The organism is Citrobacter sp. XY323 (genome assembly GCF_025106035.1).
GTDB lineage: Bacteria > Pseudomonadota > Gammaproteobacteria > Enterobacterales > Enterobacteriaceae > Citrobacter > Citrobacter braakii.
Window position 1 is genome coordinate 350,034 of sequence record NZ_JANYUK010000004.1, and the last position, 26,906, is coordinate 376,939.

Annotated in this window: 26 protein-coding genes, 1 pseudogene and 1 riboswitch; of the genes and pseudogenes, 12 read left to right on the forward strand and 15 right to left on the reverse strand. The window is 52.9% G+C overall.

The window, feature by feature from the left end; genetic code table 11:
* Window positions 1–6: 6 nt before the first annotated feature.
* From artQ to yegS, 4 genes are all read left to right on the forward strand, one after another.
* The gene (gene artQ, locus N0B36_RS08140; protein ID WP_016153668.1) at window positions 7–723 is read left to right on the forward strand and encodes an arginine ABC transporter permease ArtQ; all 717 of its coding nucleotides are present in this window, start codon (window positions 7–9) and stop codon (window positions 721–723) included.
* A complete protein-coding gene (artM, locus tag N0B36_RS08145; RefSeq protein ID WP_016153669.1) occupies window positions 723–1,391 on the forward strand; it encodes an arginine ABC transporter permease ArtM in 669 nt (222 codons plus the stop codon). The genes artQ and artM overlap by 1 nt, the downstream gene beginning before the upstream one ends.
* Window positions 1,392–1,637: 246 nt before the next feature.
* Window positions 1,638–2,369: an arginine ABC transporter substrate-binding protein ArtJ gene (gene artJ / locus N0B36_RS08150; protein ID WP_016153670.1), complete on the forward strand. Its 732-nt coding sequence runs from the start codon at window positions 1,638–1,640 to the stop codon at window positions 2,367–2,369.
* Window positions 2,370–3,057: 688 nt separating this feature from the next.
* Window positions 3,058–3,957 carry a lipid kinase YegS gene (gene yegS, locus N0B36_RS08155; protein ID WP_016156953.1) on the forward strand — a complete coding sequence of 300 codons (900 nt, stop codon included), beginning with the start codon at window positions 3,058–3,060 and terminating at the stop codon, window positions 3,955–3,957.
* A gap of 22 nt (window positions 3,958–3,979) precedes the next feature.
* Here yegS and fbaB read toward each other — a convergent pair whose 3' ends face one another.
* Window positions 3,980–5,032 (reverse strand): class I fructose-bisphosphate aldolase, encoded by a 1,053-nt coding sequence (gene fbaB / locus N0B36_RS08160; protein ID WP_016153672.1) that lies wholly within the window; start codon window positions 5,030–5,032, stop codon window positions 3,980–3,982.
* Between the two features lie 252 nt (window positions 5,033–5,284).
* Here fbaB and N0B36_RS08165 point away from each other — a divergent pair, with 252 nt between their 5' ends.
* From N0B36_RS08165 to N0B36_RS08175, 3 genes are read left to right on the forward strand one after another with little or no spacing between them, the layout of a single operon-like run.
* Window positions 5,285–6,562 (forward strand): nucleoside permease, encoded by a 1,278-nt coding sequence (locus tag N0B36_RS08165; RefSeq protein ID WP_016153674.1) that lies wholly within the window; start codon window positions 5,285–5,287, stop codon window positions 6,560–6,562.
* Window positions 6,559–7,563 carry an ADP-ribosylglycohydrolase family protein gene (locus N0B36_RS08170; RefSeq protein WP_019077202.1) on the forward strand — a complete coding sequence of 335 codons (1,005 nt, stop codon included), beginning with the start codon at window positions 6,559–6,561 and terminating at the stop codon, window positions 7,561–7,563. The genes N0B36_RS08165 and N0B36_RS08170 overlap by 4 nt, the downstream gene beginning before the upstream one ends.
* A complete protein-coding gene (locus N0B36_RS08175) occupies window positions 7,560–8,525 on the forward strand; it encodes a PfkB family carbohydrate kinase (RefSeq protein ID WP_200080100.1) in 966 nt (321 codons plus the stop codon). Before N0B36_RS08170 ends, N0B36_RS08175 begins: the two co-directional genes overlap by 4 nt.
* On the opposite strand, the gene N0B36_RS08180 is transcribed toward N0B36_RS08175, so the two are convergent.
* Genes N0B36_RS08180 through thiM form a run of 3 tightly spaced genes read right to left on the reverse strand, consistent with a single transcriptional unit; the run spans window position 8,499 to window position 10,872 of the window.
* A complete protein-coding gene (locus N0B36_RS08180; protein WP_016153677.1) occupies window positions 8,499–9,245 on the reverse strand; it encodes a GntR family transcriptional regulator in 747 nt (248 codons plus the stop codon). The genes N0B36_RS08175 and N0B36_RS08180 overlap by 27 nt on opposite strands.
* Window positions 9,246–9,286: 41 nt before the next feature.
* Window positions 9,287–10,087, reverse strand: coding sequence for a bifunctional hydroxymethylpyrimidine kinase/phosphomethylpyrimidine kinase (thiD, locus tag N0B36_RS08185; protein ID WP_047359143.1), 801 nt, complete (start codon window positions 10,085–10,087; stop codon window positions 9,287–9,289).
* Window positions 10,084–10,872, reverse strand: a complete 789-nt coding sequence (gene thiM / locus N0B36_RS08190) for a hydroxyethylthiazole kinase (protein WP_259687063.1) — start codon at window positions 10,870–10,872, stop codon at window positions 10,084–10,086. The genes thiD and thiM overlap by 4 nt, the downstream gene beginning before the upstream one ends.
* A gap of 31 nt (window positions 10,873–10,903) precedes the next feature.
* Window positions 10,904–11,000: riboswitch (TPP riboswitch) on the reverse strand.
* Window positions 11,001–11,221: 221 nt separating this feature from the next.
* Here thiM and N0B36_RS08195 point away from each other — a divergent pair.
* On the forward strand, window positions 11,222–11,554 hold the full coding sequence (locus tag N0B36_RS08195) for an RcnB family protein (RefSeq protein ID WP_019077205.1): 333 nt from the start codon (window positions 11,222–11,224) through the stop codon (window positions 11,552–11,554).
* Between the two features lie 53 nt (window positions 11,555–11,607).
* Here the strand turns inward: N0B36_RS08195 and N0B36_RS08200 are convergent.
* From N0B36_RS08200 to apbC, 3 genes and pseudogenes are all read right to left on the reverse strand, one after another.
* Window positions 11,608–12,066, reverse strand: a pseudogene (locus N0B36_RS08200) (fimbrial protein); the annotation flags it as partial.
* Between the two features lie 54 nt (window positions 12,067–12,120).
* Window positions 12,121–12,282, reverse strand: a complete 162-nt coding sequence (locus N0B36_RS24405; protein ID WP_409065453.1) for a DUF2574 family protein — start codon at window positions 12,280–12,282, stop codon at window positions 12,121–12,123.
* Window positions 12,283–12,545: 263 nt separating this feature from the next.
* Window positions 12,546–13,655 carry an iron-sulfur cluster carrier protein ApbC gene (gene apbC / locus N0B36_RS08210; RefSeq protein ID WP_016153686.1) on the reverse strand — a complete coding sequence of 370 codons (1,110 nt, stop codon included), beginning with the start codon at window positions 13,653–13,655 and terminating at the stop codon, window positions 12,546–12,548.
* Between the two features lie 164 nt (window positions 13,656–13,819).
* On the opposite strand from apbC, the gene metG reads away from it, so the two are divergent.
* The gene (metG, locus tag N0B36_RS08215; protein ID WP_047501004.1) at window positions 13,820–15,853 is read left to right on the forward strand and encodes a methionine--tRNA ligase; all 2,034 of its coding nucleotides are present in this window, start codon (window positions 13,820–13,822) and stop codon (window positions 15,851–15,853) included.
* A gap of 209 nt (window positions 15,854–16,062) precedes the next feature.
* The gene (locus N0B36_RS08220; RefSeq protein ID WP_200080098.1) at window positions 16,063–16,521 is read left to right on the forward strand and encodes a YehR family lipoprotein; all 459 of its coding nucleotides are present in this window, start codon (window positions 16,063–16,065) and stop codon (window positions 16,519–16,521) included.
* 42 nt (window positions 16,522–16,563) lie between these two features.
* Here the strand turns inward: N0B36_RS08220 and N0B36_RS08225 are convergent, their stop codons facing one another.
* Genes N0B36_RS08225 through N0B36_RS08235 form a run of 3 tightly spaced genes read right to left on the reverse strand, consistent with a single transcriptional unit; the run spans window position 16,564 to window position 19,482 of the window.
* Entirely contained in the window at window positions 16,564–17,034 is a 471-nt protein-coding gene (locus tag N0B36_RS08225; RefSeq protein ID WP_016156965.1) for a DUF1456 family protein, read from the reverse strand.
* Window positions 17,035–17,080: 46 nt separating this feature from the next.
* Window positions 17,081–17,800 (reverse strand): two-component system response regulator BtsR, encoded by a 720-nt coding sequence (gene btsR / locus N0B36_RS08230; protein WP_016153690.1) that lies wholly within the window; start codon window positions 17,798–17,800, stop codon window positions 17,081–17,083.
* The gene (locus tag N0B36_RS08235; RefSeq protein ID WP_016153691.1) at window positions 17,797–19,482 is read right to left on the reverse strand and encodes a sensor histidine kinase; all 1,686 of its coding nucleotides are present in this window, start codon (window positions 19,480–19,482) and stop codon (window positions 17,797–17,799) included. The genes btsR and N0B36_RS08235 overlap by 4 nt, the downstream gene beginning before the upstream one ends.
* 225 nt (window positions 19,483–19,707) lie before the next feature.
* Between N0B36_RS08235 and mlrA the strand changes: the two genes are divergently transcribed.
* Together mlrA and N0B36_RS08245 are read left to right on the forward strand one after the other, a co-directional pair.
* Entirely contained in the window at window positions 19,708–20,439 is a 732-nt protein-coding gene (gene mlrA / locus N0B36_RS08240; protein ID WP_016153692.1) for an HTH-type transcriptional regulator MlrA, read from the forward strand.
* 74 nt (window positions 20,440–20,513) lie between these two features.
* The gene (locus N0B36_RS08245) at window positions 20,514–20,621 is read left to right on the forward strand and encodes a protein YohO (RefSeq protein ID WP_003027354.1); all 108 of its coding nucleotides are present in this window, start codon (window positions 20,514–20,516) and stop codon (window positions 20,619–20,621) included.
* Here the strand turns inward: N0B36_RS08245 and N0B36_RS08250 are convergent.
* From N0B36_RS08250 to bglX, 5 genes are all read right to left on the reverse strand, one after another.
* Window positions 20,602–21,333 (reverse strand): ABC transporter permease, encoded by a 732-nt coding sequence (locus N0B36_RS08250; protein WP_131379631.1) that lies wholly within the window; start codon window positions 21,331–21,333, stop codon window positions 20,602–20,604. The genes N0B36_RS08245 and N0B36_RS08250 overlap by 20 nt on opposite strands.
* Window positions 21,317–22,264, reverse strand: coding sequence for an ABC transporter ATP-binding protein (locus N0B36_RS08255; RefSeq protein ID WP_016153694.1), 948 nt, complete (start codon window positions 22,262–22,264; stop codon window positions 21,317–21,319). The genes N0B36_RS08250 and N0B36_RS08255 overlap by 17 nt, the downstream gene beginning before the upstream one ends.
* Complete coding sequence (locus tag N0B36_RS08260) at window positions 22,257–23,423, reverse strand: ABC transporter permease (protein ID WP_047502418.1); 1,167 nt, start codon at window positions 23,421–23,423, stop codon at window positions 22,257–22,259. The genes N0B36_RS08255 and N0B36_RS08260 overlap by 8 nt, the downstream gene beginning before the upstream one ends.
* A gap of 15 nt (window positions 23,424–23,438) precedes the next feature.
* Window positions 23,439–24,356 carry an ABC transporter substrate-binding protein gene (locus N0B36_RS08265; protein WP_016153696.1) on the reverse strand — a complete coding sequence of 306 codons (918 nt, stop codon included), beginning with the start codon at window positions 24,354–24,356 and terminating at the stop codon, window positions 23,439–23,441.
* A 221-nt stretch (window positions 24,357–24,577) separates the two neighbouring features.
* Window positions 24,578–26,875 (reverse strand): beta-glucosidase BglX, encoded by a 2,298-nt coding sequence (gene bglX, locus N0B36_RS08270; RefSeq protein ID WP_016153697.1) that lies wholly within the window; start codon window positions 26,873–26,875, stop codon window positions 24,578–24,580.
* Window positions 26,876–26,906: the final 31 nt, after the last annotated feature.

Consider the following 26,906-nt stretch of genomic DNA (forward strand, 5'->3'; position numbering starts at 1 on the left):
TACTTGATGAATGAATTTTTTCCTTTAGCAAGCGCCGCCGGGATGACCGTCGGCCTTGCCGTTTGTGCGCTGATTATTGGCCTCGCGCTCGCCATGTTTTTTGCCGTCTGGGAGTCAGTAAAATGGCGTCCGGTGGCATGGACGGGCTCAGCTCTGGTCACCATCCTGCGTGGTCTGCCGGAAATTCTGGTGGTTCTGTTCATCTATTTCGGCTCTTCACAGCTGCTGCTGACGCTGGCCGATGGCTTTACGATCAATCTCGGGTTTGTACAAATCCCGGTTCAGATGCAGATCGAAAACTTCGACGTCAGCCCGTTCCTGTGCGGTGTAATTGCGCTGTCATTGCTGTATGCGGCTTACGCGTCGCAAACGCTGCGTGGCGCGCTGAAGGCCGTACCACTCGGACAATGGGAATCAGGTCAGGCGTTGGGTTTGTCTAAAGCCGCGATCTTCTTTCGCCTGGTGATGCCGCAGATGTGGCGTCACGCTCTGCCGGGACTGGGTAACCAGTGGCTGGTATTGCTGAAAGATACCGCGCTGGTCAGCCTTATCAGCGTGAACGATCTGATGCTGCAAACCAAGAGCATTGCCACCCGTACCCAGGAGCCGTTTACCTGGTACATTGTGGCGGCGGCTATTTACCTGGTGATTACGCTGGTGAGTCAGTACATTCTCAAACGCATTGACCTGCGCGCGACACGATTTGAGCGGAGACCAGGCTAATGCTTGAGTATTTACCTGAATTGTTAAAAGGGCTGCATACCAGCCTGACGCTGACGGTCGCCTCCATCGTGGTTGCTCTGGTGCTGGCGCTGGTTTTCACCGTCATCCTGACGCTAAAAACGCCGATTGTGGTCTGGTTGGTTCGCGCCTATATCACGTTGTTTACCGGTACTCCGCTGCTGGTGCAAATCTTCCTGATCTACTACGGGCCAGGGCAGTTCCCGACGCTACAGGAGTATCCGGTACTGTGGCACCTGCTCTCTGAACCGTGGCTGTGCGCCTTAATTGCGCTATCGTTAAATAGTGCGGCTTATACCACCCAGCTGTTCTACGGTGCTATCCGCGCAATCCCGGAAGGCCAGTGGCAGTCCTGTGGAGCGTTGGGGATGAGTAAGAAGGATACGCTGGCGATTCTGTTGCCGTACGCCTTTAAACGCGCCCTCTCCTCGTATTCCAACGAAGTGGTGCTGGTGTTTAAAAGTACCTCACTGGCATACACCATCACGCTGATGGAAGTCATGGGCTATAGTCAGCTGCTGTATGGTCGCACTTATGACGTCATGGTTTTCGGCGCGGCGGGTGTGATTTACCTGATCGTCAACGGTTTGCTGACGCTGATGATGCGCTTGATCGAACGTAAAGCGCTGGCGTTTGAACACCGGAATTAAATCGGTTTTTATGTCTGATGGCGCTACGCTTATCAGGCTACGATTCATCTTCCGTTGTACACTCTCCGGTGAATATGCATAAAGCCAAAATAAAAAAGACGGACAACAACCTAAATTGTCCGTCTTTTTTTATATCAGAAAAAATAGTTAATCATTTTTATTGCATATAAATTCATTAAATGGCATTGTTAATTCACGCCGCAGACACGGTAAATAATCATAAGATTGACAGACGGGAGTTCCACCATGAAAAAGTTAGTACTGGCCGCATTACTTGCTACTTTCGCCGCTGGCGCCTCAGCTGCTGATAAAATTAGTTTTGGTGTATCAGCGACTTATCCGCCATTTGAGTCACTGGATGCAAGCAATAAAATTGTCGGTTTTGACATCGACCTGGCAACAGCACTGTGTAAACAAATGCAGGCTGACTGTACTTTCACCAATCATGCTTTTGATAGCTTGATTCCCGCGCTGAAATTCAAAAAATATGATGCGGTGATTTCCGGAATGGACATCACGCCTGAGCGTAGCAAGCAGGTGGCATTTACTCAGCCTTACTATGCAAACTCCGCGCTGGTGATTGCGAAAAAAGACACCTATAAAACCTTTGCCGACCTGAAAGGGAAACGCATTGGCATGGAAAACGGTACCACGCACCAGAAATACCTGCAGGACAAACACCCTGAAGTGAAAACCGTGGCCTACGACAGCTATCAGAATGCGATTATCGACCTGAAAAATGGTCGTATTGATGGCGTATTTGGCGATACCGCCGTGGTTAACGAGTGGCTGAAAACCAACCCGCAGTTAGGTGTAGCCACTGACAAAGTGACCGACCCACAATACTTCGGTACTGGTCTTGGCATTGCGGTTCGCCCGGATAACAAAGCCCTGCTGGAAAAACTGAATAGCGCGCTGGCCGCAATCAAAGCTGACGGCACGTACCAAAAAATCAGCGATCAGTGGTTCCCACAGTAACGTCCACCCAATCTGAAAAGCCGCATTCTGCGTAATGCGGTTCAGTTAACGCCTCTGTATCAGAAAGCATCACCTGTGTTGGCAGAAGTTATGAATATGCTATCTCACGGTAAGGGTTCCGTTCACCTCATGTGCATCGTTTCTCTGAAACACCGGTTCCTGTGAACGTGTAAAGGGCGTTCTCCGCCACGCCCTTTACAATCCCGGCTCCCTGCGTTTTTTATCTGAACAGCAAAACAGAGTTAACTGGAAGTCAGTGCGTTGCAGCGATGACCCCGGTCCGGCTGAAAATCGATGAGGCGTTGACGGCTGACCGGGTCTGCCCGCAGGGATGCGGGCAGAGGGGACGGCCTGCAGGGACGCAGGCCCGGCCCCGACCCGACAGGCAGACGGCATAAGACGAATGAATCGCACAGCGACGATTTTCCCGCCGGGAGCCTGGGTTGCAAGGGAGGCGGCGGTGAGCCTCCCTTGCACGTTCACGGGTATCTGCGCTTCAGAGAATTGCTACCGCCGAGGTGAACGGAACCCTGAGCAAGAATCACATGTTCCCCATAATGCTTAACTGAACAGTATTGCGCATCCTGCGGCTTTTTTTATCTCTTCGCCTTCGCTTTCAGTCAGTTCTTACGCCATAAACCCATTCCTGGCGTACACTTGTTAAAACGAAAAAAAGTGAGGCAAACGGATGATAGCGTTCCCTGCCAGTTTACTGATCCTCAATGGAAAAAGTGCTGATAATCTCCCCCTGCGTGATGTCATTGCAGAGCTACGCGATGAAGGCGTGGAAATCCATGTTCGCGTTACCTGGGAAAAAGGCGACGCCCAACGCTACGTTGATGAAGCTCGCCAGTTAGGCGTTGCAACGGTGATTGCCGGCGGCGGCGACGGCACAATTAACGAAGTCTCGACGGCGCTGATCCAGTCGCAGGGCGGCAATATCCCGGCGCTCGGTATTTTACCGTTGGGAACGGCGAATGATTTTGCAACCAGCGTAGGCATACCCGACGCCCTTGATAAGGCGTTAAAACTAGCTATCGCCGGAAATGCGACTGATATCGATATGGTTCAGGTCAATGATAAAACCTGTTTTATCAATATGGCGACCGGCGGCTTCGGCACACGCATCACCACCGAGACGCCAGAAAAACTCAAGGCCGCATTAGGTGGCGTATCGTACTTTATTCACGGATTAATGCGCATGGATACGCTCAAACCCGATATCTGCGACATTCGTGGGGAAGATTTTCACTGGCAGGGTAAGGCGCTGGTTATTGGTATCGGTAATGGTCGTCAGGCCGGTGGTGGGCAACAGCTTTGCCCGACGGCGCTGATCAACGATGGTCTGCTGCAACTGCGTATTTTTACCGGCGAAGAGCTGCTGCCAGGGCTACTTTCGGCGTTAACGCAATCCGAAGACAACCCTAACATCATCGAAGGCGCATCATCGTGGTTTGATATCCGCGCCCCGCACGAAATTACGTTTAATCTCGATGGCGAACCGCTTAGCGGACAAGAATTTCATATTGAAATCCTGCCCGCAGCGCTACGTTGCAGACTGCCGCCGGGTTGTCCGCTACTGCGTTAACACGACGACACTCCAACTGGGATCAGGCAATGGTGACTTTGCTGTCCAGATAAACATCCTGCACGGCGTTAATCAGCTTAACGCCGTCAGCCATGGTTTTCTTGAATGCTTTTCGTCCAAGAATCAGCCCCATGCCGCCAGCACGTTTGTTAATCACCGCCGTACGTACCGCATCGCTCAGATCGGTTTCGCCGCCAGCCGCACCGCCAGAGTTAATTAATCCGGCGCGCCCCATATAGCAGTTCGCCAACTGATAACGCACCAGATCGATTGGGTTGTCGCTGGTCAGCTTGCTGTAAACGCGATCGTCGGTGTAGCCAAAGTTGACTGCTTTATACCCGCCGTTATTTTCCGCCATTTTCTGCTTAACGATATCCGCCCCGATAGTGGCTGCCAGATGGTTAGCCTGCCCGGTGAGATCGGCGGAAACATGGTAATCCACGCCATCTTTTTTAAACGCGGAGTTACGCAGATACGCCCACAGCACGGTGACCATCCCCAGTTCATGAGCACGCTCGAACGCCGCAGAAATCTCTTCAATCTGGCGACGGGACTCCTCTGAACCGAAATAGATGGTTGCCCCTACCGCAACCGCGCCCATATTGAATGCCTGTTCTACGCTGGCATACAGCGTCTGGTCAAACGTATTGGGGTAGCTCAGCGTTTCGTTGTGGTTAATTTTTACAAGAAACGGAATGCGGTGCGCGTAGCGACGGGAGACGGAAGCCAGCACGCCATAGGTCGATGCCACGCAGTTACACCCTGCTTCGATAGCCAGTTCCACAATATTCTTCGGATCAAAGTACAGCGGGTTAGCCGCAAACGATGCCCCCGCGGAGTGTTCCACGCCCTGATCCACCGGTAGAATTGACAGATAACCTGTCCCGGCCAGTCGGCCCGTGTTATACAGCGTTTGCATATTACGCAGCACCGCTGGCGGACGGTTGTTATCCACCATCACGCGATCGACGTAATCATGTCCAGGCAGGTAAAGTTGGTCAGAAGGAATGGTCATACAACGATGCTGTAAAAGGTTGTCGGCATCTTTGCCAAGCAACTGCGCAATATCAGTCATAGCTATGCTCCCGTAAGTTCCGATTTGAAACCGGAATGTGGATTGTCCTGACCCGCTTTGTTGCGGGCAGCAATAAGCCTGGTACCGACTGCGTTTTTTTTCCATCTTTAGCGCACTTTTCAGCAACTTCTGCTGGCTCGATTCAGGAAGAAATAATGTTAAGGCGGTCAAATTTAGACCTCAAAGGTATTTTAAAGGTATTATCGAATGGTACTATCAGTGCGTACCTTACCTGTCATGAAGGATTTAAAGATGAAAACTACAGTTAAGCTGTCGTTCATGATGTTTGTAGAGTGGTTTATCTGGGGCGCCTGGTTTGTACCGCTGTGGCTGTGGCTGAGTAAAAGTGGCTTTAGCGCCGGGGAGATCGGCTGGTCCTACGCCTGTACCGCGATTGCTGCGATCCTATCGCCCATCCTGGTCGGTTCTGTCACTGACCGTTTTTTCTCCGCGCAAAAAGTGCTGGCGGTGCTGATGTTCGTCGGCGCTATTTTGATGTACTTCGCCGCGCAGCAAACCACCTTCAGCGGATTTTTCCCGCTGTTACTGGCCTATTCGTTGACCTATATGCCGACGATTGCGCTGACCAACAGTATCGCTTTTGCCAACGTCAGTGACGTTGAGCGTGATTTCCCGCGCATCCGTGTGATGGGGACCATTGGCTGGATCGCCTCTGGTTTGGCCTGCGGTTTCTTACCGCAAATGCTTGGCTATAGTGACATCTCCCCTACCAATATTCCTCTGCTTATCACTGCCGGAAGCTCCGCTCTGTTAGGCGTCTTTGCGTTCTTTTTACCGGATACGCCGCCGAAAAGTACCGGCAAAATGGATTTCAAGGTCATGCTGGGTCTGGATGCGCTGATCCTGCTGCGGGATAAGAACTTCCTCGTATTTTTCTTTTGCTCTTTTCTGTTCGCGATGCCGCTGGCGTTCTATTACATCTTTGCCAACGGTTATCTGACAGAAGTCGGGATGAAAAACGCCACCGGCTGGATGACGCTGGGCCAGTTCTCTGAAATCTTCTTTATGCTGGCGCTACCGTTTTTCACCAAACGCTTTGGCATTAAAAAGGTATTACTGCTTGGTCTTATTACTGCAGCTATCCGCTACGGATTTTTCGTTTACGGCGGCGCGGAAGAATATTTCACTTACGCTCTGCTGTTTCTCGGCATTCTGCTGCACGGCGTCAGTTACGACTTCTACTACGTCACAGCCTACATTTATGTCGATAAAAAAGCGCCCGTACATATGCGCACCGCGGCGCAAGGGCTTATCACCCTCTGCTGTCAGGGATTCGGTAGCCTGCTCGGTTATCGTCTGGGCGGCGTGATGATGGAAAAAATGTTTGCTTATCAGGAACCGGTGAATGGTCTTACCTTTAACTGGGCTGGCATGTGGGGATTTGGCGCGGTCATGATCGCCGTCATTGCCGTAATGTTTATGATTTTCTTTCGCGAGTCAGATAAAGAAATCACCGCCATTAAGGTGGACGATCGCGATGTAGCGTTGAAACAAGGGGAAGTAAAATGAAAGCAGAACGTATTCTCGGTGCTCTTTATGGGCAGGCGTTAGGGGATGCGATGGGTATGCCGTCGGAACTGTGGCCAAGAACCCGGGTTAAAGCCCATTTCGGTTGGATCGACCGTTTTTTACCCGGCCCTGCGGAGAATAATGCCGCCTGCTATTTTAACCAGGCGGAGTTCACTGATGACACCTCCATGGCGCTGTGTCTGGCTGATGCCCTGCTTGAGTGCGACGGAGAGATTGTACCCGACGTTATTGGCCGCAATATTCTGGCCTGGGCCGAACGTTTTGATGCTTTTAATAAAAACGTGCTCGGCCCGACCTCAAAAATTGCGCTAAAAGCCATTCGCGACGGCAAACCTGTCGCCGAACTGGAAAATAACGGCGTTACCAACGGAGCGGCAATGCGCGTTTCACCGCTGGGATGCCTGCTCCCCGCGCGCGATCTCGATGCCTTTATCGATGATGTGGCATTAGCCTCCAGCCCGACGCATAAATCGGATTTGGCTATCGCTGGCGCAGTGGTGGTCGCATGGGCGGTATCACGCGCTATCGATGGCGGAAAATGGTCAGAGATTGTCGACGCGCTGCCAGCCATTGCCCGACATGCGCAGCAAAAAAGGATCACTACCTTTAGCGCATCGCTCTCTGCACGCCTTGAACTGGCGCTGAAAATTGTCCGTAACGCTGACGGCATTGAGTCTGCCTGCGAGCAGTTGTATCAGGTTGTAGGGGCCGGAACCAGTACCATTGAATCCGTGCCATGCGCCATCGCTATGGTTGAGCTGGCGCAGACCGATCCTAACCGCTGCGCCATTCTGTGCGCGAACCTCGGGGGCGATACCGACACCATCGGGGCGATGGCAACTGCCATTTGTGGCGCGCTCCACGGCGTAAGTGCGATTAATCCGGCATTGAAACATGAGCTCGATGCGGTAAATCAGCTGGACTTTATCCGCTACGCCAGTGGATTGATGCGACTGCGCGAGCAGCGGGAGGCACTATGAGCACCACGCGTCTGCAACAACTTCTCCCGCAGTTACGCACACAGCGACCCGTTACGGTGGTGGGTGCGGCGGTGATTGATGTCATTGCCGATGCGTATGCCCTTCCCTGGCGCGGATGTGACATTGAACTCAAACAGCAAGGGGTGAACGTTGGCGGCTGTGCGCTCAATATTGCCGTAGCACTCAAGCGGTTAGGTATCGACGCCAGTAATGCTTTACCGCTGGGTCAGGGGGTGTGGGCCGATATTATCCGCAACCGGATGGCAAAAGAGGGACTGCACAGCCTGATCGATAACGCCGCAGGCGATAACGGCTGGTGCCTGGCTCTGGTCGAGCCGGATGGCGAACGTACCTTTATGTCCTTTAGTGGCGTCGAAAATCAGTGGAACGCTGACTGGCTGGCACAGCTGGAGATCCCACGTCACAGCCTGGTTTATCTCTCGGGCTATCAGTTAGCCTCTCCGTGTGGTGAGTTGCTGGTGCATTGGCTGGAAGGGCTGGAGGAAGTGACGCCGTTTATCGATTTTGGCCCACGCATCGGCGACATTCCCGAGCCCTTACTGGCAAGAATTATGGCCTGCCGTCCACTGGTATCGCTCAATCGGCAGGAGGCGGAAATTGCCGCCGAGCGGTTTGCATTAAGCCAGGATGTAGAAGGTTTTGGCGCACAATGGGTGCAACGTTTTGCCACACCGGTGGTGGTACGCCACGATAAAGACGGTGCGTGGTATTTCAGCACGCAAACTTCCGGTTGCATACCGGCATTTGCGACAGCGGTCGTTGATACCATTGGCGCTGGTGACAGCCACGCTGGCGGCATGCTGGCGGGACTGGCGTCTGGCTGGTCGCTGGCTGACGCGGTACTGCTTGGAAACGCCGTGGCGTCCTGGGTGGTAGGGCATCGCGGCGGCGATTGCGCCCCTACGCGCGAGGCGTTACTCCTCGCACACAAACACGTATAGATCGCTTCGACAATAGCTGATGCTGTATTCAATGGGCCGTTGCTGCTGGTCAAGCGCTACCTGCTTGATCACCAGCACCGGCACTTTGCTGTCCATTTGAATGTGCGCCTGGAACTCTGCGTCAGGCATTCGGGCACTGACACGTGAGCGAGTGCGCTGCGGGAAAATATGCTGGCTGCGAAAATAGTCATACAGTGAAACGCCGATGGCATCCACGTCATGGATTAGATGGGCAGGAACCCATGACTCTTCAATAGAAACCGCATCTTCATCTACGTAGCGAATGCGCTTGAGCAGGAAGACGTCACTCCCCGTGGCAACAGCCAGCTGCTGCGCTACCTCTTCCGGGCAAGGCACAATCCGCTTGTTAACCCACAGCGTATCTGGTTTTTTACCGCGCAACACCACCTGCTGTGAAAAACCACGCGCTTCTTTTAGCGAATACTCGAAGATGTTGTTGATTTGCGTCCCGTAACCGCGGGCGCGCGTCACGACACCTTCTTCTTCCAGGGCCTGCATCGCCTTACGAACCGTAATTCGCGAAACGCCAGTCAATTGGCTGAGATCGCGCTCGCCGGGCAGGATGTTTCCATGCTCCAGAATCCCGCTACGCACAGCGTTTTTCACCGTTTGCGCAAATTTCATATACAGCGGCGTGTTATCTGCCGCGGAAATACGTTCATTCAGTTGCGCGATAAGCTGGGTATGCGCTTGTTCCATTTATCTTTTTCCTGCAGCCGTTTCTGCAGCCAGTATACTCATTACCACCACGCGTGGAAATGATGCACCGGACCAATTCCCTCACCGACTTCCAGCGTGTCGGCCTGCGCCAATGCCGCTGAAAGCCACAACTTAGCTTCCTGCACTGTCTGTGCCCAGTTGTCATGGCGCGGACGCAGCGCCGCCAGCGCCGCCGATAGCGTACAGCCAGTACCGTGGGTATTTTTGGTCATCACCCTTGGCGCGGTAAAACGCTGCTCGCCATGACGGGTAAAGAGCCAGTCGGGGCTTTGCGCATCCTCCAGATGACCGCCTTTCATCAACACCGCCTCGCAACCCAGCGCCCGCAGCGCCCTTCCCTGCTCTAACATCTCCTGCTCAGTCTGCGCATGGGGAGCCCCGAGCAGCGCCGCAGCTTCGGGTAAATTTGGGGTGATAATCGAAACCTGCGGCAGCAAATGGGTACGCAGCGTTTCAACCGCCGAAGGAGACAGCAACGGATCGCCGCTTTTCGCCAGCATCACGGTATCCAGCACGACATTTTGCACCCGATGGCGACGCAAACGTTCGGCGACCGCTTCAACAATATCCGTTTCCGCCAGCATACCGATTTTAGTGGTGTCGATACGCACATCACTGAACACCGAATCCAGCTGTGCGGCGACAAAGTCAGGTTCAATGCGATACACCGACTGCACCCCGCGCGTATTTTGCGCCACCAACGCCGTGATAACCGAGCAGCCGTAAGCGCCAAGCGCCGAGAACGTTTTTAAATCGGCCTGAATACCTGCGCCACCGCTTGGATCGGTTCCGGCAATCGTTAATGCGTTAATCCGTTTCATAGTTGCTCCTGCGCGTTCAGGTTATAGAGGGCGTCGATAAATGCCGGGACAAAACTGCCCGGTCCGGTTGATTGTCGAGTGGCTATTTGTCCGGCCTGTTTCATCCAGCTACAGGCGGAGGCGACGTTATCAAGCCGGTCACCGTGCAGGGCGCAACTGGCCGCAACGACCGCCGACAGCGCGCATCCGGTGCCCACCACGCGCGTCATCAACGGGTCACCCCCGTTCACGCAGACGGTACGCTGACCATCGGTGACATAGTCAATTTCGCCGGTAACCACGACAATGGTCCCAACCTGACGAGCCAGTGCCTGCGCTGCGGGAAGCGCAGCGGCTGCCGTATCGGTCGTATCCACGCCGCGTCCCCCGCCGTTCATACCCGCCAGAGCCAGTATTTCCGAAGCGTTGCCGCGGATAGCTGCAGGCTGTAGCGCCAACAAATCCAGACAGAAGCGACGACGAAACTCCAGCGCCCCCACGGCAACGGGATCGTGCGTCCACGGAGTTTTAGCAAGTTGTGCCCGCTCAACTGCGGCGCGCATCGCCGTAGCCCGTTCCCGGGTTAAGGTGCCGACGTTAACCAGTAATGCACTGGCAATAGCCGCGAACTGACTGGCTTCCTCGGGCTCGATTACCATTGCAGGTGATGCGCCCAGCGCCAGCAGCGTATTGGCCGTAAAGCTTTGCACGACCTCGTTGGTCATGCAGTGTGTGAGAGGGGAAAGCGTTCTAAATTGGTGTAAGGTTTGAGCCGCGAGTGCGCGGCTGTGCAGGTCAGGCTGCATGGTTCAGCTCCTGCCCGCGCGAAGAAGGGACACGAGCAGTGTCAGACTTCCCTACGCTGGCATTATCCAGATCAGGTGGTACGGGTATTTCTCAGCCTTCACCAGGAAGGGCACCCCGAGTCGTTGAAACACAAGTTTCGGTAACAGAATACTGCCTACGCTTGATGATGTAAATTAGCGCAGCACCATGGCCCTCCACGAAATTACGGGGTAAGGTTGCAGCTATTCTGTACATTCATTTACACTTTTTACGAAATGACTGGCGTGAACACAAAAAAGTTCTTGTCAGATGCCCTATAAGCCAGGAATGATACACGACTGATGTTGATGACCCGAACAGGTAAAGAGGATGGGTATGAAGAATAAAATGTTGCTGGGTGCACTCCTGCTTGCAAGCAGCGTCGTCTGGGCCGCGCCGGCCGCAACAGCTGCTCCCACCGGAATTGATAAGTATGAGTTGAGCGGTTTCATCGCCGACTTTACCCATTTTAAACCTGGTGACACGGTCCCACCGCTGTACCGTACTGACGAATATGCGATTAAGCAATGGAACCAACGCAACCTGCCAGCCCCTACCGCCGGTACCCACTGGACCTACATGGGTGGTGCGTACGTGCTGATCAACGATGCTGACGGTAAGATCATTAAAGCCTACGACGGCGAGATTTTTTATCATCGTTAATAGAAAAAACACGTACTTTCAGCAAGAAAGTACGTGAAATACCCGCAAATTAATTAGTCATAAGATACTGCAAATATCACTTTACTTTGTACTTCACCAGGCAGTAATGATTCCCCTGTCACGCGAATATATTTCGCAGTGATAGGGAAAGTGTACTGATTACTGATTGCTTCCAGTTTGGTCATTCTGTTCATCAGATTATCCCCCTGTTTTAGGGGAGAAGTCGCGGTGCCATTATATATCTGGAACCCCACCCCTTTGGCGCCATTTGCTATCGTGTTTTTTAGTATTTTCCCGCTTTCATCCCAGTCACCGCGCACCACCTTAAAAGTGACGGGATTGGTGGTAACGTTATATATACTTTCGCAATTCAATACCAGATTTGTGGAACCCGATTTGGTATTATTAACCGTGAGCATCTCATTTAATGTTGTATCTGGCATTTTAATTTCGTATCGGGGTAATGAAAACTGACACGTGATGGGTTTATGCGTTACTGTAAAGCTTAAATTCTACTTACTGAAAAATCATTGCTGGTCCAGATGTCATATCTAGATTAATTGTCGTTAACCCATCATTTTTATCTGAAATATACACCCGGCATCAGCGCTACAGGTGGGTTCAGTTACCCGACCATTGATATTCAAGGTGGCAGTATCTGTGGCGAAAGCAGAAGCGCTCATTCCACAAGCCAAAGTAATAACTCCCAAGAATAAATTTTTTTTCATTACGTTCATTATTCCTGCATCGGTTGGGAAACAGCACACAAGCCGTCTTTCCATAGATTATGGATTAACTTCCTCGCTAAGACTAATTGAGATTGTAGATTAATTCGACCAATTTGATCAATTTAAATGATACATTGAGGGTGTTTATTCAGAAAAAGAGATGAATTATACAGTCCGGATAAATAATTGAGTGAGATTTTTCATCCAATATATTCACCGCATCAATGCATTATTGATACGGTGAATCTTTTTAACGCTATTAATTACACCGCGCGGAAGGCAATTTCACCCGGAATCACTTCCCCTTGCCAGTAGAGTTGGGCAGCGACACGTCCTGCAAGGTCGCGGTAAATGGCGGTAAATTCGCTGTCAGGACGGCTGATGACCGTCGGCGTACCACGATCCAGGTCTTCACGCAGAGAAATATGCAGCGGCATCTGTCCCAGCAGTTGGGTGTGATACTGCTCAGCCAGTTTCTGCGCGCCACCGGTGCCGAAGATTGGCTCGTGATGACCGCAGTTGCTGCAAATATGCATACTCATATTCTCAACAATACCCAGCACTGGCACTTCGACTTTTTCGAACATCACGATGCCTTTTTTCGCATCGATCAGCGCGATGTCCTGCGGAGTGGTCACCACAACCGCCCCCGTGACCGGAATGTTTTGCGCCAGCGTCAACTGGATATCACCCGTACCCGGCGGCATATCCAGTACCAGGTAATCAAGATCCGGCCATAAGGTTTCTTGCAGCATCTGCAGCAGGGCTTTGCTGGCCATCGGGCCACGCCACACCATCGCATTATCGTCAGTAACCAGATAACCAATAGAGTTTGTCGCCAGGCCGTGAGACATGATCGGCGCCATGTGGGTACCGTCTGGAGAGGTAGGACGCTGGTTTTCCGCACCGAGCATCGTCGGGATTGACGGGCCATAAATATCGGCGTCCAGAATCCCTACCTTCGCCCCTTCGGCAGCCAGCGCCAGCGCCAGGTTCACGGCAGTAGAGGATTTACCCACGCCACCTTTACCCGAACTGACGGCGATGATGTTTTTTACACCATTAATGCCCGGCTGGTTTTTCACGCGTTTCAGCGTCGCAATGTTATGCGACAGTTTCCAGTCGATCGCTTTCGCACCAGTAATACGCAGCAGATCGGCGCTACATTGCTCTTTTAAGTCCTCAAACGCGCTCTGCCAGACAAACGGCATGACCAGCTCAACGTGCAACGTGTCATCCATCCAGGCGACGTGATGCAACGCTTTAAGCGTCGTCAGATTATGCTTCAGGGTTGAATGCTGAAAATTCGCCAGCGTCCCGGCAACCATCGCGCGCAGGGTCTCTGGTGATTTGGCCTGGGATTGTGCGTTCATCCCGACTCCTTTTTGTTGTTCTGAAAATACAATAGTCACCAGGTAGTTTACTCCAACCGCAACAATTATTCATTTACGGATAAATGCCCTTATCGCTTGGCGCAGTAATTACCATTTTGGTACTATCAAGGCCCTTTTCACTACAAAAGAAGTAATTGCCCACTATGACTCAAGTCGCGAAGAAAATTCTGGTAACGTGCGCGCTGCCGTACGCCAACGGCTCTATCCACCTCGGCCATATGCTGGAGCACATCCAGGCTGATGTCTGGGTCCGTTACCAGCGAATGCGCGGCCACCAGGTTAACTTCATCTGCGCGGACGACGCACACGGTACGCCAATCATGCTGAAAGCACAGCAGCTTGGGATCACGCCAGAGCAGATGATCGGTGAAATGAGTCAGGAGCATCAGACTGATTTTGCGGGTTTTGACATCAGCTATGACAACTACCACTCTACGCACAGCGAAGAGAACCGTGAGCTGTCTGAGCTGATTTACACGCGCCTGAAGGAGAACGGTTTTATTAAGAACCGTACTATCTCCCAGCTTTACGATCCGGAAAAAGGCATGTTCCTGCCGGACCGTTTCGTTAAAGGCACCTGCCCGAAATGTAAATCTCCGGATCAGTACGGCGATAACTGTGAAGTCTGCGGCGCAACCTACAGCCCGACCGAACTTATCGAGCCGAAATCCGTCGTTTCTGGCGCGACGCCGGTAATGCGCGACTCCGAACACTTCTTCTTTGACCTGCCGTCATTCAGCGAGATGCTGCAGGCCTGGACACGCAGCGGCGCGTTGCAGGAGCAGGTCGCCAACAAAATGCAGGAATGGTTCGAATCCGGCCTGCAGCAGTGGGATATTTCCCGCGATGCCCCATACTTCGGTTTTGAAATCCCGGATGCGCCAGGCAAGTACTTCTATGTCTGGCTGGATGCACCAATTGGCTATATGGGTTCGTTCAAAAACCTGTGCGATAAGCGCGGCGACACGACCAGTTTTGATGAGTATTGGAAGAAAGATTCCGACGCTGAGTTGTATCACTTCATCGGTAAAGACATCGTCTACTTCCATAGCCTGTTCTGGCCGGCAATGCTGGAAGGCAGCAACTTCCGTAAGCCGACCAACCTGTTTGTACACGGTTATGTGACGGTAAACGGTGCGAAGATGTCCAAATCTCGCGGTACCTTCATTAAGGCCAGCACCTGGCTGAAGCACTTTGACGCCGACAGCCTGCGTTACTACTACACGGCGAAGCTTTCTTCACGCATTGATGACATCGACCTGAACCTGGAAGACTTTGTACAGCGTGTAAACGCCGATATCGTCAACAAAGTAGTCAACCTGGCATCACGTAACGCAGGCTTTATCAGCAAGCGTTTTGACGGCGTACTGGCGGCTGAACTGGCCGACCCGGCGTTGTATAAAACCTTCACTGACGCTGCTGCGGTGATTGGCGAAGCATGGGAAAGTCGTGAATTTGGTAAAGCTATCCGTGAAATCATGGCGCTGGCCGATGTGGCAAACCGCTACGTTGACGAACAGGCTCCGTGGGTCGTTGCTAAACAGGAAGGCCGCGATGCCGACCTGCAGGCGATCTGCTCCATGGGTATCAACCTGTTCCGCGTCCTGATGACTTACCTGAAACCGGTTCTGCCAACGCTTGCTGAACGTGTAGAAGCTTTCCTGAACAGCGAGCTGAGCTGGGATGCCATTAAGCAACCGCTGCTCGGTCACAAGGTCAACACCTTTAAGGCGCTCTACAATCGCATCGACATGAAACAAGTTGAAGCGCTGGTGGAAGCGTCGAAAGAAGAAGTGAAGGCCGCTGCCGCACCAGTAACCGGCCCGCTGGCGGATGACCCGATTCAGGAAACCATTACCTTTGACGATTTCGCCAAAGTTGACCTGCGCGTGGCATTGATTGAAAACGCCGAGTTTGTGGAAGGTTCTGACAAACTGCTGCGTCTGACGCTGGATCTCGGTGGCGAGAAGCGTAACGTCTTCTCTGGTATTCGTTCTGCCTATCCGGATCCGCAGACCCTGATTGGACGTCAGACCATTATGGTTGCTAACCTGGCACCTCGTAAGATGCGCTTCGGCATTTCTGAAGGGATGGTCATGGCGGCAGGTCCTGGCGGGAAAGATATCTTCCTGTTAAGCCCGGACGAAGGCGCAAAACCTGGCCAACAGGTGAAATAAATCAGACATCTCGAGCGCTGCAACTGCAGCGCTTTTTTTTGCTGAGGGATTTACCTTTAATCTTAAACACACTCCCCCACTCCATTTTCGGACTGCTCAGCCATCGCTATTAGATTTATTCTATACTGCTCTGCTATTAAGGCCGCCCGGCCCCATCATATTCATTAGAATTATTATTTAGCTTTCGATATTCATAAAATGGAGTTTCCATGACAGCGTTACAAAAATTAGTTTCTCTCGCCGTGGCATCGGTTATGGTTTTTTCCCTGGCGGGTTGTGGTGATAAAGAAGAGACGAAAACATTCAATGCCAATCTTAACGGTTCGGATATCACCGTCTCTTACACCTATAAAGGTGACAAAGTTCTGAAACAAAGCTCCGAAAGTAAAATCAGCTATGCGTCTGTCGGCGCCAGCAATAAAGAGGAAGCCGCAAAAGTATTCGATGCGTTAAGCGCCAAATATCAAAATATTGCAGGCGTAGAAGAAAAGCTCACCTATACAGATACCTACGCGCAGGAAAATGTCACTATCGATATGGAAAAAGTCGATATAAAAGCGTTGCAGGCAATTTCCGGGATGAAGCTTTCTGAGAAAGCCGATAAAAATATCAGCATGAAGCAAATGCAAACGGTAATGGAATCGGCGGGTTTTAAAGAGGTGAAATAACATCCTGGCGACCCGAAATTCATCGCGGTCGCCAGCGTCGTTTTACGCTTTCGTTTTGTGCACTCGCGACGTCAAACCCCGCAGGAAATAACGCAGAAACTGATCGCCGCATTCGCGATAGTTCTTATGGTCCGGCGCGCGCATCATGGCGGTAATTTCCGGCATCGACACACGAAACTTCTGCTCGGTCATAATGGCCAGAATATCATCGGTTTTCAGCGAAAAGGCGATACGCAGCTTTTTCAGCACCGTATTGTTGTTAACACGACGCTCAAGCGCCAGTTCCGGCGCAGACTCGTCTTTACCACGCAGATGATAAATCAGACCGTTTAAAAATCCGGAGAGAATGATATCCGGGCAGCGAATAAACCCGGCTTCATCTTCTTTTGTCATCCAGGTATCAAAACCTGCGGAGGTGGATTCCATGTCAGCAAGCGCAAGAATACGCACCATGTCGTTATTGTTCGCTTTCAGGGTGTAGCGCAGGCTACGAAGAATATCGTTACTTAGCATAGAGCCTTCAACTGTCGGTGATGCAATGGCGCGCAGTGTATCAGTTTTACAGTCCAATCGCCTCTTTTAGGCTTTTAAGATAACGGCGACTTACCGGAACAGTCAGCCCGTTGCGCAAAATCAGTTCGGCCTGACCGTTTTCTTCCAGACGGATCTCCCGCAATTGCGCCATATTCACCAGATACTGCCGATGGCAGCGCAGCAAAGGTGTACGGCTTTCCAGCGTTCTGAGCGTCAGTTCGGTGAAACCTTCTTTACCATCGCTGCTGGTCACATACACGCCGCTCATGCGGCTGCTGATAAACGCCACGTCATCCATTTGCAGCAGATAGATTCGGCTGTGGCCGCTGCACGGAATAAACTTCAGCGCCTGCTGATTCTCCGGCAGTAGCGATACATCCTGTTTTGTGCGCTCCTGACGCAAACGGCTCAGCGTTTTTTCCAGTCGCGCCTCTTCAATCGGTTTGAGAAGATAATCAAACGCGTGTTCTTCAAAAGCTTTCACCGCATATTCATCAAACGCAGTAAGGAAAACAATATACGGACGATGCTCAGGATCAAGCATGCCAACCATTTCCAGACCGCTGATACGCGGCATCTGAATATCAAGGAACAGGACATCCGGACGCAGTTTATGTACCGCGCCGATGGCTTCCACCGCATTCGAACATTCGCCGACGATCTCGATGTCGCTTTGCGCCTGCAACAGGATCCGCAGATTCTCCCGCGCTAACGGTTCGTCATCGACAATCAGCACTTTGATCATGCCAGTTCCTCCAGAGGAAGTCGTAAAGTGATTCGGGTAAAGCGGTCAGGTTCACACGCTACGCTGATGCCAAAATCGTCGCCAAACCGCTCGCGCAGTCGTTTATCAACCAGATTCATACCCAATCCGCTGGCCTCAGACGTTGGCTGATACAACCCGGCGTTATCTTCAATATCCAGCATCAGATACTGCCCTTCGCGGCGGGCGGTAATCGACACTTCGCCGGTATCCAGTAGCTGAGAGGTACCGTGCTTAATGGCATTCTCCACAATAGGTTGTAGGGTAAAGGCAGGTAATTGCTGATACGAAAGCGCATCTGGCACCGTTAAAGTCACCTGCAGGCGCGACTGAAATCGCGCCTTTTCAATTTGCAGATAGGCGTTAACGTGCTCAATTTCATCAGCCAGCGTCACAATCTCCGACGGACGTTTTAAGTTTTTGCGAAAGAACGTCGACAGATACTGCACCAGTTGGCTGGCCTGCTCGCTATCACGTCGGATCACGGCTTTGATGGTGTTGAGCGCATTAAACAAAAAATGGGGGTTCACCTGTGCATGCAGGAGTTTGATTTCCGACTGCGTGAGCATCGCTTTTTGCCGCTCATACTGCCCGGCCAGAATCTGCGCCGAAAGCAACTGGGCGATCCCTTCCCCCAGCGTGCGGTTGATCGAGCTAAAGAGGCGGTTTTTGGCTTCATACAGTTTGATGGTCCCCATCACCCGCTGGTTTTCCCCCCGCAAAGGGATCACCAGCGTCGAGCCTAATTTGCATTGCGGGTGCAAAGAGCAGCGGTAAGGGACTTCATTCCCATCGGCATACACCACCTCTCCGGTTTCTATCGCCCGTTGGGTGTACGACGACGAAATAGGTTTTCCGGGTAGATGGTGATCGTCACCAATGCCGGTAAATGCCAGCAGCTTCTCGCGGTCGGTAATTGCCACAGCACCGATATCCAGCTCTTCATACAGCACCTGAGCGACCTTCATGCTGTTAACCTCGTTAAACCCCTGGCGCAAAATACCCTCCGTTGAGGCGGCAACTTTGAGCGCAGTGGCGGAAAAAGCAGAGGTATATTTTTCAAACATCGCCCGTTTATCGAGCAAAATACGCATAAATAAGGCTGCGCCCACGGTATTCGTCACCATCATCGGCGCGGCGATATTACTGACCAGCCGAAACGCATCGTCAAACGGCCGGGCGATTAACAAGATGATCAGCATCTGCACCAGTTCGGCGACAAAAGTAATGGCACCCGCGGTCAGTGGGCTAAAGACTTTATCGGTACGGCCACGACGGGTGAGCACGCTGTGCACCAGCCCGCCGAGCAAACCTTCCACAATGGTCGAAATCATGCAACTGAGCGCCGTCATTCCGCCCATTGAATAACGATGTAAGCCACCGGTTAGACCGACCAAACCGCCGACCACCGGGCCGCCAAGCAGCCCACCCATCACCGCGCCGATAGCTCGGGTATTAGCAATAGAATCATCAATGTGCAGCCCGAAATAGGTGCCCAAAATGCAGAAAATGGAAAAGGTAACGTAGCAAAGCAGCTTGTGCGGGAGCCGGATCGTGACCTGCATCAGCGGGATAAACAAACGCGTTTTGCTCATGAGCCACGCGATAACGAGAAACACACACATCTGCTGAAGCAGCAGCAACACCAGATTAAACTCGTACATACCTGCCAACCACACATCACTTAAAAGCGCGTAACATACATGGGCTGCGCGTAACTTTCTTTGAAGTGTTGCAAAAAAAAAGGAATTTGTGAGAACGATCACTCGAAAGCGCGAGCATGACTACAAATTCACCCATTTGTTGATCAAAAAACAGACAAAACTACCTGGTTCGCAAAAGAGCGTCTAAAGTAAAACTGGGACCTCGCGAGCATAAGTGAGACGACGATGGCGCTTTACACAATAGGTGAAGTGGCTTTGCTTTGTGATATCAACCCTGTCACTTTACGCGCGTGGCAGAGGCGTTACGGATTACTGAAACCGCAGCGAACAGACGGCGGGCATCGCCTGTTTAACGACGCGGATATCGACCGAATCCGTGAGATAAAACGTTGGATAAATAACGGCGTTCAGGTCAGTAAGGTAAAAATGTTGCTCAGCAATGAGAACATTGATGTGCATAACGGCTGGCGCGAACAGCAAGAGACGCTGTTGAGCTATTTGCAAAGTAATAATCTGCATAGCCTCAGGATGTGGATCAAAGAGCGCGGTCAGGATTATCCCGCACAAACGCTCAACACCCATTTGTTCATTCCGTTACGCCGTCGCCTGCAATGTCAGCAGCCGATCCTGCAGGCGTTACTGGGGATCCTCGACGGTGTCCTCATCAACTACATCGCGATTTGTCTGGCCTCGGCGCGCAAGAAACAGGGTAAAGATGCCCTGGTTGTCGGCTGGAACATTCATGATACCACTCGCTTATGGCTGGAGGGTTGGGTAGCCAGCCAGCAGGGATGGCGCGTTGACGTCCTCGCCCACTCGCTAAACCAATTGCGACCGGAACTGTTTGAAGGGCGAACCTTACTGGTCTGGTGCGGCGAAAGCCAAACGCCTGCTCAGCAGCAACAACTGAACGAATGGCGCGCGTTAGGTCACGATATTTATCCGCTCGGTATTTAAAGCCAACCAGGATCGGCTCTTAATATTCTGTTAACAAACGTGTACAATCCTTAGATTCACATAAGGAGTGCATCATGAGCGCAGCTAAAATCGGTGTCATTACCCTCTTCCTGCTGATGGCCATCGGCGGTATCGGCGGCGTCATGCTGGCAGGCTACACATTCATTTTACGTGCCGGGTAAGGTGGCTCGCTAATCGCTCAAACCCGCGGTCAACTATCACCGCAGCCAGCGCGACCAGCAGCGCCCCCTGAATCACATAGGCGGTATTGAACCCGCTCAGGCCGATGATAATCGGCGTGCCCAACGTGTTCGCCCCGACGGTTGACGCTATCGTAGCGGTGCCGATATTAATAATCACCGACGTGCGAATTCCCGCCAGAATAACCGGTGCCGCCAGCGGCAACTCCACTTTACGCAGCCGCTGGCCCTGACTCATGCCCATTCCGCTGGCAATATCCATCACGCTGGAAGAAATTCCGCCGAGTCCCGCCAGAGTTGCCTGCAAGATTGGTAACACGCCATACAAAATCAGCGCGATAATCGCGGGTTCAAGCCCAAACCCCATCACCGGTACGGCGATCGCCAGCACGGCGACCGGAGGAAATGTCTGCCCCACGGCGGCAATCGTTTCCACCATCGGCCTGAATTCCGCGCCCCAGGGCCGGGTTACCGCTATTCCCGCTCCAGTGCCAATGATGACGGCAATAAGGCTTGAAATCCCCACCAACGCAAAATGACTCAACGCCAGCGCCGTAAAACTTTCCTGCTGATACACGGGACGCGGCAGCGCCGGAAATAGCGAACTAAACAGGGCCTGACTGTGGGGCAACCCCACCAACAGGATCAGAAACAGCACAACAAGCCATAGCAATGGATCAGCAAGACGTTTCACGGGTCGGCGTCTCCGAAAGCAAATCGCGAAAATGAAGCGTCCCGCAGGGCAACCCCTGCGGCGTCACGACCGGCAAGACATCGCAGCCACGCGCCACGAACACCGACAATGCATCACGTAGCGTCATCTCATCCACCAGCGGCTCGCCGTCTGAGTGTTCGCCGCGACGGATAAAATCCCCTACCGTACGCAGCGACAACAGCCTTACGCCCAGTTCACTGCGGCCAAAAAAAGTTTGCACGAAATCATTCGCTGGCGCAGTAAGCATCGACAGCGGCGTGCCTTGCTTCACAACTTTTCCCGCATCCATCAAAATCAGATGCTCCGCCAGTCTCAGCGCCTCGTCGATATCATGCGTCACCAGCACAATGGTACGTCCCAACAAACGGTGGATACGCGTCATCTCCTGCTGCAGCGCGCCGCGGGTGACCGGGTCCAGCGCGCCAAAAGGCTCATCCATCAGTAGCACCTGCGGATCTGCGGCCAACGCACGCGCAACCCCAACCCGCTGCTGTTGTCCACCGGAGAGCTGATGCGGATAACGGTGACGCAAACTCGCCTCGAGGCCCAGCAGCGCCATTAGTTCATCTGTTCGGTCATCAATACGTGAACGTGACCACTTTTGCAGCTGCGGTACGGTGGCAATATTCTGCGCGACAGTCCAGTGGGGAAACAAACCAATAGACTGAATCGCGTACCCCATGCGCCGTCGTAACTCCAGCACCGGCAGGCTGCGGATCTCCTCCCCGGCGAAACGGATCTGCCCGCTGTCATGTTCAACCAGCCGGTTGATCATCTTTAGCGTGGTAGACTTGCCCGAACCTGACGTGCCAATTAATACCGAAAAACTGCCCTCTCCTAACTGCAGGTTCAGGTCGTCGACGGCTTTTTGCTGGCCATAGGTTTTACTGACATGGCGAAATTCAATCATTATTCGATACCTTTAGCAGCGCGATCCCTAAATCAAACAGCGCATCAATCAACACAGCCAGCACAACGACCGGGATCACGCCCAACAGCACTAAATCAACGGCGCTACTGAGCAATCCCTGAAAGACCAGCGCGCCAAATCCCCCTGCACCAATCAGCGCGGCTATCACCGCCATCCCCACCGTCTGGACCATCACCACTCGCAAACTGCGCAAGAAGACCGGCAGCGCCAGTGGAAACTGCACCGAGATAAACCGCTGACGCGCGCTCATCCCCATCGCCCGGGCGCTTTCAAGTACATCGCGTGGAACCTGATTCAATCCAGCCACTACGCCGCGAACCAGCGGTAAAAGCGCATACAGCACCAACGCAATAAGCGCAGGCGTCAGACCGGTTCCCGCTACGCCAAGCGAACCCAGCAAGGGAAAGTGCTTCACCAGTCCGGCAAGCGGCGCAATTAACAGGCCAAACAGCGCGACGGAGGGAATAGTCTGGATGATGTTCAGTACCGCGAATACTGGCCCCTGACGGGAGACAGAAAAAGTACACCAGACGCCCAGCGGCACGCCAATGAGCAGCGCGGGCACCACGGTAGCGAACAGAATCGTCAGATGCTGCGCCAGCGCGTCGTTAAAGACATCCTGGCGATTGGCATATTCTTTAAGCAGAGAAAGATCGTTAAACGTACCGGAGAGCAGTAACACCAGCGGCAAAATGAATATTTGTGCGTGCAATAACCAACGCCACGACGCCCGTTCGGTGATGCGACGAATGGCGTCACTGGCTGCCAGCAGCATCAGTCCCAGCCCTAACCAGAACCCGCTGCCCAGGCTGGTTCTGGCCAGCGGGCTACCCGTCTGAGCCAGATACGTTGCCGTTGTGCCGGCGATGACCAGCGCCGCAATCACCAACAGTTGGCTAACGATAAGCGTCAATATATTGCCGGATTTTCCCGGTACAAAGCACAGAAGAAACAGCAGCACACAGGCCGCCGCTAATCCCCACGCCATGTCGGGTTGGATATCCCAGATTTGACGACCTTCACCGGAAACCAGGCGATTGGGAGCATAGCTAATGAAAGGAAGCGCTGCCGCCGCGATGGTAAGAAACACCAGCAGCAACAGCACCCGATTTACTGAAATATTCGACAAAACACCCACCTGCTGCAAACTCCGTTACTTCACCCATCCTTTTTGCTTCAGGTAGTCTGCTGCGACTTTTTTCGCATCCAGCCCCTCCACGGCGATACTGGCATTCAGCCGTTGCAGCGTTTTTTCATCCAGGCTGGCAAATACCGGTTGTAGCCATTCTGCCATTTGCGGGTAGTCCTGCAGCACCGATTCACGCACCACGGGCGCCGGCGCATAAATGGGCTGTACGCCTTGCGGATCGCTTAATGTTTGCAGACCAAGCGCCGCAACCGGACCGTCGGTACCGTAGGCCATCGCCGCATTGACCCCAGAGGTCTGCTGCGCCGCCGCTTTAATCGTCACCGCGGTATCCCCCCCCGCCAGCGACAACAGCTGATTCTGATTCAGTTTGAAATCATAGGCTTTTTCAAAGGCAGGCAGCGCGTCAGCCCGTTCGATAAATTCCGCAGAGGCGGCAAGTTTGAACGTCCCCCCGTCTTTCAGGTAACGGCCTAAATCGGCAAGAGACTCAAGCTTATTCTTTTGCGCGACATCCTGGCGAACCGCAATGGTCCAGGTGTTGTTGGCGGGCGCAGGCGTTAGCCAGATCAGCTTATTTTGCTCTGCGTCCAGCTTTTTCACTTTGTCATAACCGGCCTGCGCATTTTTCCATGCAGGATCATTCTCATCTTTAAAAAAGAATGCGCCATTGCCGGTATATTCCGGATAAATATCCAGTTCACCAGAGGTGATTGCCCCACGCACCACCGGAGTGGTACCCAGCTGTACTTTATTAACGGTTTTCACGCCGTGACTTTCGAGCACCTGCAAAATAATGTTGCCGAGCAGCGCCCCTTCGGTATCTATTTTTGAACCGACCGTGACGGGTGACGCGGCCTGTAAGGGCAAGCTGATCGCGGCTAACAACGCCAGCGAACCCACCCAAACTTTTGAAATTATCATGCTGCACTCCTCATTCTTTTACGGCCCTTTTCAGAGACTTGAGGAAAAAGCATAGTCGAAAAATCAAGCCTTAACCTGGCAATAGGGTAGTAACACTGAGAGTTACTCGCGGTAAGGCGATAATACAATAAAAAAAATCCGGCAAACCCAAAGTGAGTTTACCGGATGGTACGATTTCGCGGGCCTGATAAGCGTCACGTTACCAGGCATGATATCAATTACTACAGCAGTTCAAATTCGCCCTGCTTCACTCTGGCGGAATCCACGCCGATAAAGACGTTGAACTTGCCCGGTTCGGCATCGTATTGCATACGCTGGTTCCAGAATTTCAGCGCTTCAACATCAATTGGGAAGCTAACGGTTTGGGTTTCACCCGGCTTAAGATTCACCTTCTCAAAACCTTTCAGCTGTTTTACCGGACGACTCATTGAAGCGGTAACATCCTGCAAATACATCTGAATCACCGTCGCACCTTCGCGTTTGCCGGTGTTGGTCACCTGCACGCTGGCCGTCACGGTCCCGTCACGCTTCATCGTCGGAGAAGAGAGTTTCACATCAGAAACCGTGAATGTGGTGTAGCTCAGGCCATAGCCAAAGGGATACAACGGACCGTTCGCTTCGTCAAAGTAGCGCGACGTGTACTTATTCGGCTTATCGGCATTATACGGGCGACCGGTATTGAGATGGCTGTAATAAACCGGGATCTGTCCGACAGAGCGCGGGAAAGACATCGGCAACTTGCCTGACGGGTTGTAATCGCCAAACAGCACATCGGCGATGGCGTTACCGCCTTCCGTCCCGGCAAACCAGGTTTCGAGGATCGCATCGGCCTGTTGATCTTCCTTAACCAGCGCCAGCGGACGACCGTTCATCAGTACCAGAACCAGCGGCTTACCCGTGGCTTTCAGCGCGGTAATCAGGTCACGCTGACTCTGCGGAATGGTGATATCGGTGCGGCTGGAGGCTTCATGCGCCATTCCCTGCGCTTCACCAACTACCGCGACGACTACGTCAGACTGCTTCGCGGCGTTAACGGCTTCATCAATCATCGCCTGCGGCGAACGCGGGTCAACCTTCACCGCCTCTTCATACTGGTTGAGGAAGTCGACAATGCCTTTGTCGTTGGTGATGTTCGCCCCTTTGGCGTATACCACTTTGCCCTGCTCGCCGATGGCATTTTTAATCCCCGTCAGCACCGTTACTGACTGATCGGCAACCCCGGCAGCAGACCAACTGCCCATCACATCACGCTTGCTGTCGGCCAGCGGACCGACAACCGCTACGGTGGCGGATTTTTTCAGCGGCAATGTTTCCAGACGGTTTTTCAGCAGCACCAGGCTTTCACGCGCCACTTCACGCGCCTCTTTGCGGTGCAAACGGCTTTCCGCGTTGGTGTCCTGCGGGTCAGATTCTTTGGCCCCCAGATGGCTGTACGGATCGTTAAACAGCCCCATATCATATTTCACGTTCAGCACATGACGCGCAGCGTCGTCCAGCTCCGCCATCGTCACCTTACCTGACTTAATCAACCCCGGCAGGTATTTGCTGTAATACTCATCGCTCATGCTCATGTTGATGCCGGACTTGATCGCCACACGCACCGCATCTTCAGGATCGGCGGCGGTACCGTGCTTAATCAGTTCCTTAATCGCACCGTGATCGGAAACGGTAATGCCCTTAAAGCCCCACTCATCGCGCAGCACGTCTTTTAACAGCCATGCATCCGAAGTCGCCGGCGTACCGTTCAGCGAATTAAGCCCCACCATCACCGCACCGCTACCGGCGTCCAGTCCGGCTTTGTACGGTGGCATATAGTCGTTGAACAAACGCTGCGGGCTCATATCGACAGTGTTGTATTCCTTGCCGCCTTCAACCGCGCCATAGGCGGCATAGTGCTTGACGCTGGTCATCACCGAATAGCGATCGGCCGGGCTTTTACCCTGCATCGCTTCCACCATGGTTTTGCCCATCGTGGCGGTCAAATACGTATCTTCGCCAAACCCTTCCGAGGCGCGGCCCCAGCGCGGATCGCGCGAGACATCGACCATCGGCGCCCAGGTCATATTCAGACCATCATCGGCGGCTTCATACGCAGACACTCGACCAACGGTTCTGACCGCATCAAGATTAAAGGAGGACGCCAGACCGAGGCTTATCGGGAATACGGTACGCTGACCGTGCAATACGTCGTAGGCAAAAAAGAGAGGGATTTTCAGGCGGCTGAGATCCATCACCTGATCCTGCATTTTGCGGATATCCTGGCGCGTGACGGTGTTAAAAATTGCCCCAACCTGCCCGTCTTTGATCATCTCGCGGATGGCTTCTTTCGGGTTATCAGGCCCGACGCTTATCAAACGCAGTTGCCCAATCTTCTCATCTACGGTCATCTGCTTGAGTAAATCGGTAACGAAGGCATCCCGCGCCTCTGGCGTCAGTGGATGGTTACCAAACAGAGTGTCCGCCAACGCTGGTTGCAATGCCAGACTCACCGCGACACCTACAGAACATAGCCATTTCATGTTGATTCTCTCTTTATTTTTTCCCGACGAG